The sequence below is a fragment of the Marinobacterium nitratireducens genome, from assembly GCF_014645375.1.
In the GTDB taxonomy this organism is placed as follows: Bacteria; Pseudomonadota; Gammaproteobacteria; order Pseudomonadales; family Balneatricaceae; genus Marinobacterium_A; species Marinobacterium_A nitratireducens.
The window spans coordinates 86,540-101,960 of sequence record NZ_BMLT01000006.1; the positions used below are offsets into that span (position 1 = coordinate 86,540).

A 15,421-nucleotide genomic window follows, 5' to 3' on the forward strand; every position below is an offset into this window, starting at 1 on the left:
CCGGGACCGGAGATAACTTTCCCATGCACGAACTTTTCAAACAGCATATCGAGATCCTGAGCGCGCGTTTCGACCGCGCGCTACAGGCCTGCAACCTGGAGGCGCTGCTGCTCGGCTCGGGCCAGGCGCCGCGCCGCTTCCTCGATGACAATCACTATCCGTTTCGCGCCCACCCCCCGTTCGTTCAGTGGCTGCCGCACCTGACCCAGCACCCGGGCAGCTGGTTGCTGCTGCGCCCCGGGCGCATGCCGGTACTCTACCTCTACTGTCCGGACGACTTCTGGCACCAGACCCCGGAAGCGCCGACCGGCGACTGGACCCGCTGCTTCGAGATCGAGTGCTTCGCCGACCCGAACTGGCTCGGCACGGCGCTCGCGGGTCTTGGCCGCACCGCCCTGATCGCCGCCGAGCGACCGGCTTTTGCCGCGCAGGACTGGCAGCACAACCCGGCCGCGCTGATGACTCGCCTCGACTTCGAGCGCGCGATCAAGACCGACTGGGAACTGGCGTGCCTGCGTCGCGCCAACCATATCGCCGCGGCGGGCCACATCGCCGCGCAACAACTGTTCGCTACCGGCGCCAGCGAGTATCGCATTCATCAGGGCTATCTGGCCGCCACCGATCATAACGAGCGCGATCTGCCGTACGACAACATCGTGGCGCTCAACGAGCATGCCGCGGTACTGCACTACCAGTTCCAGCAGCGCGAGATACCCGCCGTGCATCGCACCCTGCTGTTCGATGCCGGCGCCACGCACCTGGGCTACGCCGCCGACATCACCCGTACCCACGTCGCCGATGCTTCCTCGCGCTTCGCCGAACTGGTCGCCGCGCTCGACAGCGCGCAGCAGGCGCTGTTGCCGCAGGTCAGGGCCGGGGCCGACTTCCCCGAGCTGCACCGGCAGATGCATCAACGGCTGGCGCAGATTCTTGCCGACAGCGGTCTGGTCAGGGCCTCGGTCGAGGCTCAGCTGGAGCAGGGCATCACCCGCACCTTCTTCCCCCATGGCCTCGGCCACCTGCTGGGGCTGCAGGTCCACGACGTCGGCGGCTGGCAGCAGGACAGCGTCGGTACCCTGCGCGAACCGCCGCTGGAGCATCCCTTCCTGCGCCTGACCCGCACCCTCGAGCCCGGTTACGTGGTGACCATCGAGCCCGGCCTCTACTTTATCCCCTCCCTGCTCGAACGGCTGCGACAGGCCCCGGCGGGTCGTGTCGTTGACTGGTCCGGCGTCGAAGCGCTGCTGCCGTACGGCGGCATCCGTATCGAGGACAACGTTGCCGTTACGGAGGAGGGCAGCGAGAATTTCACGCGGGACGCCTTCGCCGCGGCCGGCCAGGAAGGGTTCTGACAGTCGAACTGTGGGAGCCGCGCCCCGCGGCGAAGCGTCCTGCACAAGGAGATAGCTGTAGGATGGGTGAAGCCGCAAGACTGCCTTAGCGTAAGGATGTTACGGCGTCTGACGCGGCGTAACCCATCAACCGCGTCCGCTCTCGCGTTGTAGAATCCTGTCGAAGGGCGCCGCATCCGCTCGTTTCAATAGGGTTGGCGCAGTGCCGGCCAACGCGGTAGCGGGTGCTATTGAAATTCGATAGCGGCATCGCCCATCATCGGTGCGATAATCCGAGCGTCTCTCCGACGTCTGGAACCTTTCGATGAATACAGGGAAGTATGCCTTTCGCCGCGCGTTGCGGCCGTTTTCCTTTCCGGTCGCGCTGGTGACCTGCCTGATCGGCATCGTCCAGGCAAGGTTGCTGCAGCCGGTCCATCCGTTCGACGCCGCTCTGGTGCTTCTGGGCGGGGTGCTGCTGCAGGCCGGGGTCAACCTGATCAACGATCACGCCGATATCCGGCAACTGCGTGTCGGCGCGGGGCACGAATCCGTGGTCCGGGCGATCCGGCGCAACTTCAGGGCCGGCATGCTCTGCTTTATGCTGGCCGCGGTGGTCGGGCTGTACTTCGTCGCCCTGCGGGGGCTCGGTTTCCTCGGTCTGTGCCTGCTGGGGCTGGCCGGCGCTCTCGGGTACACCCTCGCGCCGGTCAACTACAAGAACCGCGGGCTCGGAGTGGTGCTGGTGTTCTGGCTGATGGGCGTGCTGATGATCGCCGGCAGCGCCGTGGCACTGGGTGCATCGCTGACGCTGCCGCTGCTCCTCAAGACGGTACCGGTAAGCCTGCTGGTTTCGCTGCTGCTGCTGAGCAACGAGCTGCGCGATTACGAATCCGACCGGCATGATGGCCTGCGCACCCTGACCGTGCGCATCGGTTACGCTGCCGCGAGCCGGCTCTACCTGGTTCTGCTGGCCGCGGCTTTCCTCTGGACGGCGCTGTTATTGCTGTTCGGGCTTCTGCCCGGCGCACTCTGGGTGCTGCCGAGCCTGCTGCTGGCGCGAAAGCCCGTGCGCCTGCTGCGAGCACCGCAGCAGCTGCGCAAGCCGCTGACGCCCGCCACTGCGCGTCTTCTGCTGGGCTTCGGAGTGCTGTTCTGCGTAGCCCTGGCCAACCCTTGGAGGATATAGACGGGCCAGGCGGGCGGCCGGTTGGCTGCAAAGCAGGACCTGGAGTGTGCTGGCCGCCAGGGGGTGTATGATCAACGCAGCAGTGGTGCAGAGCAGAGCAAAGCGCGCTTCACCCTCTTGCTTCGGCGCTGACAGATGGGAAGAGACAGACCGGCATGCCGTTCCCGATAGTCAGTCTTTAGGTGACAGCACGGCGGTAATGATTAAACCGACACCGGTTCCGGCTATCAGTGAACCGACGAACGCCAAAGCTGAAAATTGCAGCACGATGAGGCCAATCCCAAGCCCGAGTAATACGCCACCGCCAATGGCCCAGTTGGATTTGTCGCCGGTTCGATTGCCATTGCTCATAGTGTCACCTCTGCGGTTGTCGGGCTCTATCACCAGCCACAGCACGTACTAACATGCCTGTCTCAGAGCCTCTCAAGGCGGCAGCTGGGTAAAACATGACCACTTTTTCGCTGGCCGCGACTTGCCCGGCGTCGCGTCATTAACAGCCACCTGTACCGAAACTACAGAGATACATCAACGCTCATCTCAGTGATGCCTCGACGCAGCCAATACGCCCGGCCCTGTATTGTAGGCGAGTCACGGCGAAAGGGACGTCGGTGGGCGGCCTGGTGAGGTTTTGCTGGGTGCCAAATCCATGTCCGAAAGCTTGAGCCGATGGCTGCCGGGCCGGCAACCATCGACATCACCGACTTCAGGCGATGCGGTGCAGGGCGCAGACCTTGTTGCCGGAGGGGTCGAGGAGGTAGGCGATATACATCTTGAGGTCGCCGTTTTCGCGGATGCCCGGCGGGTCCTCGCACAGGCTGCCGCCATTGGCGAGGCCGGCGGCATGCCAGCTGTCCACGTCTTCCTGACTTTGGGCGGCGAATCCGATGGTGCTGCCGTTGCCCTTGCTCGCGGGCTTGCCGTCGATCGGTTTGGTGACGGCAAATACCCCGGTGTCGGTGAAGTAAAAGCAGGCACCCTTTGCATTCAGAACGCCCGGCTTGCATCCCAGTACGCCGAGGGCGGCGTCGTAGAAGGCTTTCGATGCTTCGACGTTATTTGCACCGAGCATGATATGACTGAACATAGTTGTTTTCCTTGAAAATCTGTATCCCGGAAAAATTCCGATATTGAGTTGCCGGCCCCCGGTATCCGGGGCTGCATCGCGAAGATCGCGTCCGGCCGGTTTCCTATACTGCATATCGACGGGACAAATGTCGACAAGGATTGTTGTCACATTTGCGTTCGGAAATTCCACCCCGCTTCCCGCGGCTGCCGAACGTTACTGCCACGGGCGCTCCGGGATGATGCGTTTGCGATCGACGCCGGGGCCGGGGTTTAATCATCATGCCAGAGAGGGAGCGACCGGCCATGACTGAAGCACTGCAAGTATTGAAATCGACCTTTGGCCTGGAGGCGTTTCGCGCCGGCCAGCAGGAGGCCATTGACCGTCTGCTCGCCGGCGAATCGGCGCTGACGGTGTTTCCCACCGGCGGCGGCAAGAGCCTTTGCTACCAGCTGCCGGCGTTACTGATCGACGGGTTGACGCTGGTGGTGTCGCCGCTGATCGCGCTGATGCAGGATCAGGTCGCGGCGCTGCAGGCCCGGGGCATAGCCGCAGCACGACTCGACTCCAGTCGCAGCGGCGACGAGGTCCGTGAGATCTACCGGCAGCTGCGCGCCGGCGAACTGCGGCTTTTGTATGTCGCGCCGGAGCGGTTGCAGAATGCGCGCTTCCTGTCGCTGCTGCAGGGTCTGCAAATCGGTCTGATGGCGGTGGATGAAGCGCACTGCATTTCGGAATGGGGGCACAATTTCCGCCCGGACTACCTGAAGCTGGCACAGCTGGCCCGGGATATCGGTGTGCAGCGGGTACTGGCGCTCACGGCAACGGCGACGCCATCGGTGGCCGCGGATATCTGTCGTCAGTTCGGCATTCCGCCACGCAATCATATCCAGACCGGTTTCTACCGTCCCAACCTCGCGCTGGGCGTCAGCATCTGCCGCGAAGACGACAGGCTGGCGTTATTGTTGCAGCGGCTGGCAGCCGCACCGGAGGCGGCGACCATCGTCTATGTCACGCTGCAGCAACAGGCAGAACGGCTCGCATCGCAGCTGCAGCAGGCCGGTATCCGGGCGCAGGCCTATCACGCCGGCATGAAAGCGGAACTGCGCGAGTCGATTCAGAACGCCTTCATGGCTGGTGAAACCAGCACGGTGGTGGCGACCATCGCCTTCGGCATGGGCATCGACAAGGCCGATATCCGCGCCGTCTACCACTACCATTTGCCCAAATCGCTGGAAAACTACATGCAGGAGATCGGGCGCGCGGGTCGCGACGGCCAGCCGTCGCGCTGCGAACTGTTCGCCTGTCCGGACGATGTGCGCGTGCTGGAGAACTTCACCTACGGCGACACGCCGGTGCCGGAGCATCTGCAGGGGCTGGTCGGTCACCTGCTGACGCTGGGCGAGCGCTTCGACATCTCGACCTACGAGCTGTCGAACCGCTTCGATATCCGCCCACTGGTGATCGGCACCGTGCTGACCTACCTGGAGCTCGAAGGCGTGATCGCCGGCCTGGGACCTTTCTACAGCACCTATCAGATTCGCTTCGAGGTGCCGGAGGAGGAGATAGTGGCCCGTTTCGATCCGCGCCGGGCCGACTTTCTGCAGCGCCTGTTCGCCGCCGGCAAGCAGGGGCGCGTCTGGCTGACGCTGGACGTAACCGAGGCCGCCGCGGCGCTGGACGAGCCGCGCGAGCGGCTGCTCAAGGCGCTGCAGTATCTGGAGCAGGAGGGCTTGATCGGCACCCAGGTCAAGGGCGTGCGCCAGCAGTACCGGCGACTGCAGCAGCCGGACCTTAACGAACTCGGTGCCCGCCTCGGGGATCTTTTCGTGCGGCGTGAAGAGCAGAGCCTGGCCCGTCTGCAGCAGGTGCTGGACTACGCCGCGGATACCCGCTGTCTGCCGGCGCAGCTGTGCGGTTACTTCGGCGACGAGCTGGCGCAGCCGTGCGGCCAGTGCACCAGTTGTCTCGACCCGTCGCCGCGCGTGCTGCCAAGACAGGCAGAGTCCCCGCTGACCGAGGTGCAGAAAAAGGCCGTTGCGGCGTTGATCGCGGAAGGCCAGGAAGCCTTGAGGCATCCTCGCCAGCTGGCACGCTTTCTCTGCGGCCTGTCGAGTCCGGCGGCCTTCCGTCTGCGCAGGCATGCAGCCTATGGCAGTCTGGCGTCGCAGCCGTTCCGGCAGGTGCTGGACGAGGCGCAGGCGCAGCTGATGGCGAGCTCTGGTTCCGGCTGATCGGTGCGGTGCGCTGCGCTTACCGGCATCCTACGGATGTCGCTGTCGCTCCACCTGCTGTTCGCGCTTGAGCAGCTCCACCAGGTCCGACAGCTGTTCACTGAGCAGCTCGACGATATCGTCCACCGCCAGGATGCCGGCCAGTTCGCCGCGCCCGTTGACCACCGGCGCCCGGCGCACGCCCCTGGCGCGCAGCTGCTTGATGGCTTCGTCGACTTCGTCGTTCTCGTTCAGCGTCAGCAGATCGTAGGACATGGCGTCGCCCACCGAGAGGGCGTCGGGATCGACGTCCCGCGCCAGCAACTCTATGACGATATCCCGATCGGTGAGAATGCCGACCGGCACCCGCGTCGCATCGTCGCTCTGGCGTACCACCACCACATTGCCGACATGGTGCTTACGCATCAGGCGCGCGGCGTCGCTGATGTTTTCCTCCTGGTCGATAACGATGACTTCGCGATTGCAGATCTCGCCTACGGACATTGTCGATCTCCCGCAAGTTTCGGCGCACAACCGAGGAGCAATCCGGCTTCGCTGGCGCCCGGCGACGGAGGACCCTATCCTGATCGGGTCTGTACTCTTGCATGATAGAAGAGTTCGGCTGCATCCGTCGGCGCCGGGAAAACAATGCCCAGGTCCGGGCGCGGCTCAGGCCTCTACCGGAATCGCAAACAGCACGATTGCGCCCATTGCCAGTGCCAGCAGGGTATAGGCAAAGACCCGAAGGTAGCGGCGCCTCCCTGAGGCTGCGTCCATTGCGAGGCGGGCGGCCTGCAGTGCCTGCAGCAGGTAATAGAAGGCAAAGGCGCGGGAGGCGAGGGCGACGACCTCGAAGATATGGGTGGACCAGGTCAGCGCCGCGGCCAATAGTGCGATGATCGGGTAGCTGACGCGGGCGGAGAGTCGTTGCCGTGATTCGATCTCGACCACTCCGCCGGCGCCGATGGTGTCGGCGATGGCGGCGCTGAACTGGCTCAGGGCAGCCGCCAGTACCAGCATCAGCGGCAGCACCAGGGTGATCTGACCGGAAAGCCCGATAATTGCCGTTTCGTCCGGCGTCTGGATGGCGAACGGTGCCATCAGCGGCATGGCCAGCGCCACGAAGGCAATGTAAATGACCCCAGCAAGCACCTGGGCCAGCAGCATGGAGCGTGCCCGAAGCCTGGCCTTGTAGCGCGAGGCGAGATATTTGGAGGTTTCGAAGCCCTGAACGATCAGCAGCATGCCGCCGAGCTGGCGCAGCAGTTGCCAGAGATCCCCGGAGGTCTGGGGCAATCCCGAGAGATCGTAGCCGTGGCCGATATCGTGCCAGAGCAGTCCGGCCAGCAGTGCCGCGATAATCGTCAGCTTGATGGTGACCGAGTATTCTTCCAGTCGCTCGAGGCCTCCGAGGCCGCGGCTCAGTCCGTAGCCTCCAATGAACGCCAGTACCAGCGTTGCCAGCAGGTCGGCATTGAAGAGGGTATAGGCGCCGACGCCGGTTAGCACGAAGCCGCTTAGCAGACGAATATAGAAGGTGATCGAGATTACGTAGGCGAAGGCGAGCGCCAGGTCCGACAATCGCTCGAGCGTTGCCGCCAGAGGCGTTTCCTGGGCCATCGCCCCGCGCCCGTCATAACGGATGTTGAAACGGATCGCCGACCCCAGCCAGAACGACAGCAGGATGATGCCGGAGATGGCGACAACCGATGCGGTACCGGCAATGCCGGCGAGCAGGGGCACCACCACCAGAAAGCCGCTGCCGATGATCGAGGCCAGCGGCGTGACGGTGGCGCGCCAGAAGTTGCAGTCGCGCACGTTGCGCCTGAGCATAAGCCCGGAGAGCGTCAATGACAGCCCCAGGAGCAGACCGTCGAGAAGAGAAAAGTTACCCGTTTCCATGGCTGGCGCTCCGGTACTGCATTCAACACGAGGTGCGATTATTGATCGTAGCCGGAGGCGGGTCCATGCCGATGGCGCAAACCTCCGTCGCGCAAGCGTCACAAAGCGGGCGTATGGCCGGTTTTGCAACGGTCAGTTGGCGCTGGCCTGTTGCAGCGCCGGCTCAGGCGCACGGCACTGGGTGCTGGCGCCGGCTTCGAGATAGGGCTTGAGCAGCGGCGCCATGCCCTTGAGCACCTGCACCGGCAGGGACGACGTGAAGGAGAAGTCGTCGGCGGCTTCGCCCTGTACGAAGGTGGTCAGGGTGCCAAAATGGTCGGGGCCGAGGTAGAACACGAAGGTCGCGGTGCGGTTGACGGCTGTCGAGCTGACCATATGGCCGAAGCGGTCGAAGCGGTCGATGCGGTTGTCGCCGGTGCCGGTTTTGCCGCCCAGGACCAGCGGATGATCGGGGCTGTCGAAGCTGCCGTAGAGACGGCGCGCGGTGCCGGAGGAGACCACCTCGGAAAGAGCGCCGCGCAGAGCCTGGGCCACTTCGGCCGGCATCACCCGGACCGCGCTGTCGGGATTCTGGGCCAGAACGGTCTGGTAAGGCGTGCCGCTGCCGAATGTCATGTCCTGAATGCGCACGGTGGGCAGACGTACGCCGTCGTTGAGAATGATGCCCATCAGCTCGGCCAGTGCCGCCGGCCGGTCGCCCGAACTGCCAAGGGCGGTGGCGAGCGATGGCACCAGAAAGCTGAACGGGTAGCCAAGACGCTGCCAGCGCTCGTGGATATCCAGGAACGCCTCCACTTCCAGCAGTACGCGGATACGGTTGTCGCGGGCGCTCTTGTGGCGGGAGTTGAACAGCCAGCGGTAGACCTCCTGGCGCTCCTCCCCGCTGGCCGCGACGGCGTCGGCGAAGCTGGCGACCGGGTGCTCGAGGCGGTAGCGCAGCAGCCACAGTTCGAGCGGGTGGACCCGGGCAATGTAGCCCTGGTCGTTAAGATTCCAGCGCCCGGGGCCGTAGTCGTCGTAGAGCTTGGCCAGTTCCTTCTCGTCGAACTGTTCGTCCGGCAGCTGCTCTTTCATGAACACGTCGAAGTTGACCCGGCGCGCCTCCGGCATCAGGTAGCGGTGCACCGCCGCGAGCCGCACCGGCGTCTGACGCAGGCCCGCGAGGAAGGTTTCGACCTGCTTCGCCGGCGACTTGCCGTCGTACTTGCGCCAGAAACGCATCAGGAAGACGCGGCCCTCGCGGTCGGCGAAGCGACGCAGATACTGCTCGCGCAGCGGGTTGTCGTCGTTCTTCAGCAGCGCGGCCGCGTTTCCCGGGGTCTGATAGGTGCTGTAGCGCACCAGGTCGCGGAACAGCCGGATAAACGGCAGGTTGATGGAGTGGCGCAGCGCCTCGCGGATGGTCGGTCGGCGCCGGTTGTCGTCGCGATTGAAGTTCTGGAAGGTATGCAGGCCGCCACCGGTCTGAAAGCGTTCCCAGGGACTGGCGGAATAGCGCCGGTCGAGCGCCGCTTCGAGCATATCGGGAAGGTTCTGGTCGGCGTTGCGGGACAGGTAGTCGATAGCCCAGTGGGTAATGTAGTCGTTGGGCATCACCTCCACCTCGCGCAGCGCGGTTGCGGTCATGCCCGAGTAGCGGTCGTGCAGTTCGGCGACCACGGTCAGGTAGTGCGCCAGCACCCGCAACTTGGCGGTCGAGCCCAGTTCCAGCTTGCTGCCTTCGTTGATATCGAACGGCTGGTTGGTGCTGTCGGTCTGCACCCGCACCAGATTACCCTGCGGTGAGCGTTCGAACAGCGTCAGGCTGTAGCGCAGCGAGGTGGTGTCGTCGTTGGGGTTCAGCAGGTACTTGCCGTAGAGTCCGGCCTCGCGGGCGAACTCGGGATCGGCGAGCTTGAGCAGGTATTCGCTGGCCTGGCGTTGCAGCTCGCCGTTGAGGGGGCTGCCGGCTTCCAGATCGAAGCGGTCCAGCTCGTACAGGGGGGCGCCGAACAGGCTCGAGAGGCGGCCGCGGGCGGCGTTGATGCCCTTGGACGTGTCCACCTGGTGGCGGATCGGCTCGCGGGACCAGTCGCGAAACCGCACCCGGGTCTGCAGCGCTGCGTCGCGCAGGCGGGCGTCGATCACGCCGGCGTCTGCGAGCAGGCGGATGTGGCTGTCGGCCAGGGTGTGCAGTTCCTCGCGTCCGGCGTTGAGATAGTAGGACGGACGGCGCTGCGAGATCAGCAGCGACAGCACCTGACGCAGCGCCAGGCCGCGCTCGAGGGCAGCGGCGTCGCTGTTGTCGGCGAGGGCCCGGTTGACCTGGTCGAAATCGGTGTTGAACCAGACGAACAGCCCGGCTGCCAGACCGTGCACTTCGCCGTGACCGGGAGCGGCGGACAGAGGCACGCTGTTGAGATAGTCGCGCACCACCCGCCGGCGCCATTCAAGGGTTTCGGGGCCCTGCTGATAGGCGCGCACGCTGGCGGACATCATCTGCTTGAGTTTGTCGGCCGCGGAGTAGGTGATGCCGTCGGGGGAGTGGCGGTATTTTTCCAGCTGGGTGGCCAGGGTGCTGCCGCCGGCGGACTGGCCCTCGATGTCCAGGCGCTTGCCGACCTGCGTCAGCGCCGCCTTGACGAAGCGCGGCCAGTCGACCGCCGGGTTGGACATCGGCTTGTCGGTATCGAGCAGCTCGCGGTTCTCGATAAACAGCAGGCTTTGCACGATCACCGGAGGGATCGACGCGAAGGTTTCGTAGTTGTGCTTCGGATAGCTGAAGCTGTAAAGCGTTTCGCCGCGGCAGTCGAACAGCGTCAGGCCGGCGTGGGACTTTTCCGGGTAGGGCGGGTAGAAGCCGCGCTGGCTGTAATCCATCAGCGCCTCGGAAAAGCGCGATTGCTCCCGGATCTCGAAGTTCTGTTGTTGCGCACGTTCGAGCAGCGCCGGCAGCCGGGCGTAGCCAAGACGAACGTCGAAGGGACCGAACTGCGGGTAGAGGATGGCGTCGCTCGGTCCCGGCTGTACCGAGTAGCTCAGGTCGGTGGCGTATCGGCTCAGTACCCGGGCCTGGAATTCGGCGGTGCGCATCTCGTGGGCGGCCAGCAGTCCAACCAGAGCGCCGATGGTGAGCAGTGGCGACACCCAGAACAGCAAAACGGCGGCCAGACGTCGCCGCGCCCTGTGTTTGCGGGGCATCTGTGCAGAAGGACGCGAACGGGGCTGCCGCGACGGAGCGGTTTCCCAAGGCCTGCTGCTGTGATTTTCCCCGTCCCGGATCCGCTGGACCCCGGATTGCCAAAATGCGCCCATTCCTGTGGCCCTGCCAATCGATAGAAGTCGAACATTCGCTCAACGCCAGCCGGGTTCGTCCCTGTCGTTCAAGTGCGACGAGCAATCGAGTATCAGTATAGATGACGTCATCGAGCTGCCCGCACCCGGGCGCAGCCGCCGGCAGACGGGTGCAGCCGATGCCCTGAACCGATATAAAAACAGCGTCCGGTATTCAGTGATGCGCAGACGCGCGCTTTTGTATTGCCGGTGAGCAGATTGTAGGCAGCGTTCATTACTATCAATAGCAGGCACGGCACTTCGCGCGCCAGTCCCCGGGACGATAAAATTTTGTTCTGTGGACCTGCGCGGGACGCTTATCAATCACAGAATCTGTGGAACCGTTGCCGATCGCGCTTCGGCCAAGGCGACAAAACTGCATTATCCCCGCTGTTCGGCGTCGTTAGCGGGTTGTAGCCGGCGGATCATGGTATGCTTGCGGGTTTTCGAAAATCCGGCTTCGACCGGGCCAATAACAGCAGCAGGATCTGCGGCCACCCGCCGCGGATCGGGACGCCGGCACCATCCCGGCCGGCGTCCCGCAATCAGGAGATAGATCGATGTCCAGGACCGCTTCAGGTCTCGATGCCGCAGGCGCCGCGACACCGCGCCCCCAGTGGTCGTCCCGGCTGGCGTTTATTCTCGCCGCCACAGGCTCCGCCGTCGGCCTCGGCAATATCTGGAAATTCCCCTACATTACCGGCGAAAACGGCGGTGGCGCCTTCGTGCTGGTGTATCTGGCCTGCATCGCCGTGGTCGGACTGCCGATTCTTGCGGCCGAGGTGCTGTTGGGTCGCCGCGGACGTCACAGTCCGGTGCGCAGTATGGCGCAACTGGCCAAGGCGGACGGGGCTTCGCCGCGCTGGGGCTGGGTTGCCTGGATGGGGTTTGTCGCGGCCTTCGTGCTGCTGTCTTTCTATTCGGTGGTCGGCGGCTGGTCGCTGGCGTATATCGGCCATGCCGTGAGCGGCGACTTCGGCGCGGCCGATGCCGAGGCCATCGGGGCCCTGTTCGGTGGCTTGCTCGGCAGCCCCGGCACGCTGTTGCTGTGGCATTCGGTCTTCATGCTGATGGTGGTGGCGATCGTCGGCGCCGGCGTCAATGCCGGTATGGAGCGGGCGATCAACCTGCTGATGCCGCTACTGTTCGTGCTGCTGCTGGTGCTGGTGGGCTACGCCATGGCCCAGGGCGATTTCGCCCGCGGAGTCGACTTCCTGTTCGCCGCCGATTTCAGCAAGCTCTCGACCGAAGGCGTGCTGACGGCTCTCGGGCACGCCTTCTTCACCCTCAGCACCGGTATCTGCGTGATGATGGCCTACGGTTCCTTCCTGCCGCGCGAGGTCAATATCGCCCGTACCGTGATAACGATCGGCGTGCTCGATACGCTGGTGGCGCTGCTGGCCGGCCTTGCGATTTTCCCACTGGTTTTCGCCAATGGCCTGGAGCCGGGCGCGGGGCCCGGACTGCTGTTCGTGACCCTGCCGCTGGCATTCGGCCAGATGACCGGTGGCGTCCTGTTCGGCTCGCTGTTCTTCTTCCTGCTGCTGGTGGCGGCCATCACCTCGGCGATCTCGATGATCGAACCGGTGGTCGAGTGGCTCGAGGATCGCGGTGTGGCGCGCAAGATCGGTGCGCTGCTGTCAGGCGCGCTGATCTGGGCGCTGGGCATCTGCACCGTGCTGTCGTTCAACCACTGGGCGGACTTCCATCCCCTGGCCTTTATCGGGCGGTTCGAAGGCAAGACACTGTTCGATCTGTTCGATTTCCTGGTGTCGAACCTGGCGCTGCCGCTTGGCGGCATGGCGATCGCGCTCTACGCCGGCTGGGTGATGAAGCCGGAGACTCTGCGTGATCTGATCGGGCTCGGAGAGGGCCTGGCCTGGGCGCTGTTCCGCTTCGTGCTGCGCTTTCTGAGTCCTGCGGCGGTGCTGGTGGTATTCATCTACAACCTGGTCTGAGCCCCGCTTCCCGGCGGCTTTTGCGTTGGCGTGAAAGCTGCTAGGGTGACCGGCATCGATTGCTGAAGAGTTTGACAACGCCTATGAGTCGTCCGCAGGAGTTCGACGTTCCGCAACTGGGCCCGGCCGGGGGCGGTGAGCCGCGACGGCCGGCCGCTCCGGCACGCCGGGGAGACCAGGCGCCGCCGGCCCGTGGTGGCTACCTGCTGCACAGTCTGGTACTGGTGCTGCTGACCGGCGCGACCAGCGGTCTTGCCTACTGGGGGTACGGTCTGCAGCAGGATCTCAGGCAGAGTCAGGCGCTGCTCGCCGAGGCCAGCGGCCGCCTGGCCGAGGTGGAACAGTTGCTCGAGGTCACCAGCGACAGTGCGGCCCAGTCGGGCCAGAGCCTGCGGGGGCGTCTCGAGGCACAGGCCTCGGCCGCCGAGGCCAAATACAGCCACTTCGATTCGGAGATCGCCAAGCTCTGGACCATCGCTTACCAGCGCAACAAGCCCAAGCTGGAGACGCTGGAGACGCAACTGGCCGAGCAGTCGGCGCGGCTGGAATCTCTGGGCCAGGCGCAGCAGGCGCAGGACAAGGCATTCGCGGCTCAGTCGCAGCAGCTGGCGCCGCTGCCGTCCCGGGTCCAAGAGCAGTCCCGAACGCTGGCGGCACTCGGCGAGCGCCAGGCCGATATCGACAGCCGCCTGGCGTCCCTGAGCGGGCTCGAAGCCGGCCAGAGCGAGATTCGCAGCGAGCTGGATCAGACGCTCGACGAGCTGCGGCGTTCGCTGGCGGCACTGGATACCCAGGTGCGTGTCAGCGAGGAGATGCAGGCGGAGCAGGTGGCCGCGCTGAAGGCGGATCAGCAGGCGGCGCTGGGCCGGCTTGGCGAGCGTCTCGCGGCGCTGGAGCAGGGGGCCGGAACCGCCGACCTCGGTCGTCGGGTGCGAGTCAACGAGCAGGCTATCCAGGCCATAGACGGCAGTCGCCGCCAGTTCAACCAGAATCTTTTGCAACTGCGTGCACAGCTCAACGAATTACAACGCCGGATGCAATGAATGGCGTTTCGCATGGTCTATGCTGTAGCGCACCCGTCGGATCATTGCGCCGGCTGTTGTCGCAAGGCACAATGATCCGTTCGACCTGAAGGACACGACACCACTGATGAACATACGTGCATTCTTTGCACTCAAGCTCGGCGACCAGACGGTCCGTCGACTGGCTGACCAGGCCGATTCGCTCTGCGCCTACGACCGCCACATGGAGGTCGACTGGGTCGATTCCGAAAGTTACCACCTGACTCTCAGCTTTCTGGGCGATATCACCCTGTCCCAGGTCGAGCGGCTCGAACGCGAGAGCAGGGCACGGCTGGAAGGCATCGAACCACTGCAGATTCAGCTCAACGCATTCGATTACCTGAGCGTCAGTCGGCAATTGGCGGTGGTCGCCGCCATCAGCGACGGCAGCAACGAGCTGATGGAGATGCACCGGCTGATGGTACGGGTGGCCGCTGCGGCCGGCGTCCTGCACGAGGAGACCGATTTCCGCCCCCATGTCACCCTGGGACGCCTGGAGGCCGACAATCGTTTCAGCGCACCGGAAAGCTGGCCCTCGCTGGATCTGACCTTTCCGGCTTCGTCGGTGGTGCTGTATCAGAGCAAACCCGGCAGTCACGGCTCCCTCTACACGCCGCTGTTCGAGGTCCCGCTGCAGTATGGCCTGCAGCGCGCCCGCTACGCCTGACCGGCGGAAAGCGCCCCTCCCTCCGCGCCCGGTGTTCCGCGCCTGGCCGGGCGCTGCTGCCTGCCCCTGACCTTTTCATTGACCGCTGTCACCACAGCTGCGGAACCGGGGTCTATACTGGGACTCTCTGCAGAGGGAACAGCATGCAAGCATTACCCCATCATTATGACGTCTTTGCCAGTGCCAGCGCCGAGGGGGACGTCAATACCCGCGCCGACGGCAAGCCCGAGATAGCGGGGGCTGCCCCGGTACAGTTCGGCGGCCCCGGTGACCGCTGGTCGCCGGAGGAGCTGCTGATGGCAGCGGTGGCCGACTGTCTGATACTCACCTTCAGGGCCGTCGCCCGCAACGCCGGACTCGATTGGCGCGAACTGGAGGTCCGCAGCAGCGGTACGCTCGACCGTGTCGAAGGTGTCACGCGCTTTACTAAAATTCATACAGAGGCCCGTCTCGGCCTCGCGCCGGGGCAGGATGCCACGCGCGCCGGCAAGCTGCTGGAAAAGTCGGAGTCGGCCTGTCTCGTAACCCGCTCGTTGCTCGCGGAAACGGCGCTATCGTTGGATATTTACGAATCCGGCAGTTGAGTCTCGCACCCTCCTCCACAGGGCTGGACGATACCCGTCCGGCTCTGCTTGAACATGATTTTTTCTCATTTCGGTTTTATTCCGCACCTGCGTGGCACTACGCTGATCTAGCGAGCCTGCTAACAGGGCTCCCCAGGCCTT

General features: G+C 64.5%; 12 protein-coding genes. 7 read left to right on the plus strand and 5 right to left on the minus strand.

The features are described from left to right. Positions 1 to 23: 23 nt before the first annotated feature. Positions 24 to 1,352, plus strand: coding sequence for a Xaa-Pro dipeptidase (gene pepQ, locus IEX85_RS12825; protein WP_188861008.1), 1,329 nt, complete (start codon positions 24 to 26; stop codon positions 1,350 to 1,352). Between the two features lie 304 nt (positions 1,353 to 1,656). Next, positions 1,657 to 2,520, plus strand: a complete 864-nt coding sequence (locus IEX85_RS12830; RefSeq protein WP_188861009.1) for a prenyltransferase — start codon at positions 1,657 to 1,659, stop codon at positions 2,518 to 2,520. Between the two features lie 171 nt (positions 2,521 to 2,691). Here IEX85_RS12830 and IEX85_RS12835 read toward each other — a convergent pair whose 3' ends face one another. Continuing rightward, entirely contained in the window at positions 2,692 to 2,871 is a 180-nt protein-coding gene (locus IEX85_RS12835; RefSeq protein WP_188861010.1) for a hypothetical protein, read from the minus strand. Between the two features lie 352 nt (positions 2,872 to 3,223). Beyond that, positions 3,224 to 3,604, minus strand: a complete 381-nt coding sequence (locus IEX85_RS12840; protein ID WP_188861011.1) for a VOC family protein — start codon at positions 3,602 to 3,604, stop codon at positions 3,224 to 3,226. Between the two features lie 284 nt (positions 3,605 to 3,888). Here IEX85_RS12840 and IEX85_RS12845 point away from each other — a divergent pair, with 284 nt between their 5' ends. Continuing rightward, the gene (locus tag IEX85_RS12845) at positions 3,889 to 5,817 is read left to right on the plus strand and encodes a RecQ family ATP-dependent DNA helicase (RefSeq protein WP_188861012.1); all 1,929 of its coding nucleotides are present in this window, start codon (positions 3,889 to 3,891) and stop codon (positions 5,815 to 5,817) included. Between the two features lie 30 nt (positions 5,818 to 5,847). Here the strand turns inward: IEX85_RS12845 and IEX85_RS12850 are convergent, their stop codons facing one another. The 3 genes from IEX85_RS12850 to IEX85_RS12860 all read right to left on the minus strand — a co-directional run bounded on the left by IEX85_RS12850 (position 5,848) and on the right by IEX85_RS12860 (position 10,878). Then, the gene (locus IEX85_RS12850; protein ID WP_188861013.1) at positions 5,848 to 6,300 is read right to left on the minus strand and encodes a CBS domain-containing protein; all 453 of its coding nucleotides are present in this window, start codon (positions 6,298 to 6,300) and stop codon (positions 5,848 to 5,850) included. Between the two features lie 165 nt (positions 6,301 to 6,465). Then, positions 6,466 to 7,698 (minus strand): Aq_097 family APC-type transporter, encoded by a 1,233-nt coding sequence (locus tag IEX85_RS12855; RefSeq protein WP_188861014.1) that lies wholly within the window; start codon positions 7,696 to 7,698, stop codon positions 6,466 to 6,468. Between the two features lie 132 nt (positions 7,699 to 7,830). Next, the gene (locus IEX85_RS12860; protein ID WP_229721906.1) at positions 7,831 to 10,878 is read right to left on the minus strand and encodes a transglycosylase domain-containing protein; all 3,048 of its coding nucleotides are present in this window, start codon (positions 10,876 to 10,878) and stop codon (positions 7,831 to 7,833) included. Positions 10,879 to 11,570: 692 nt separating this feature from the next. Between IEX85_RS12860 and IEX85_RS12865 the strand changes: the two genes are divergently transcribed. The 4 genes from IEX85_RS12865 to IEX85_RS12880 all read left to right on the plus strand — a co-directional run bounded on the left by IEX85_RS12865 (position 11,571) and on the right by IEX85_RS12880 (position 15,280). Then, positions 11,571 to 12,968, plus strand: a complete 1,398-nt coding sequence (locus tag IEX85_RS12865) for a sodium-dependent transporter (RefSeq protein WP_188861016.1) — start codon at positions 11,571 to 11,573, stop codon at positions 12,966 to 12,968. Between the two features lie 83 nt (positions 12,969 to 13,051). Then, positions 13,052 to 14,011 carry a coiled-coil domain-containing protein gene (locus tag IEX85_RS12870; protein WP_188861017.1) on the plus strand — a complete coding sequence of 320 codons (960 nt, stop codon included), beginning with the start codon at positions 13,052 to 13,054 and terminating at the stop codon, positions 14,009 to 14,011. A gap of 106 nt (positions 14,012 to 14,117) precedes the next feature. Next, a complete protein-coding gene (thpR, locus tag IEX85_RS12875) occupies positions 14,118 to 14,696 on the plus strand; it encodes an RNA 2',3'-cyclic phosphodiesterase (RefSeq protein WP_188861018.1) in 579 nt (192 codons plus the stop codon). A gap of 143 nt (positions 14,697 to 14,839) precedes the next feature. Then, a complete protein-coding gene (locus tag IEX85_RS12880; protein WP_188861019.1) occupies positions 14,840 to 15,280 on the plus strand; it encodes an OsmC family protein in 441 nt (146 codons plus the stop codon). The last annotated feature ends 141 nt before the right edge of the window (positions 15,281 to 15,421 follow it).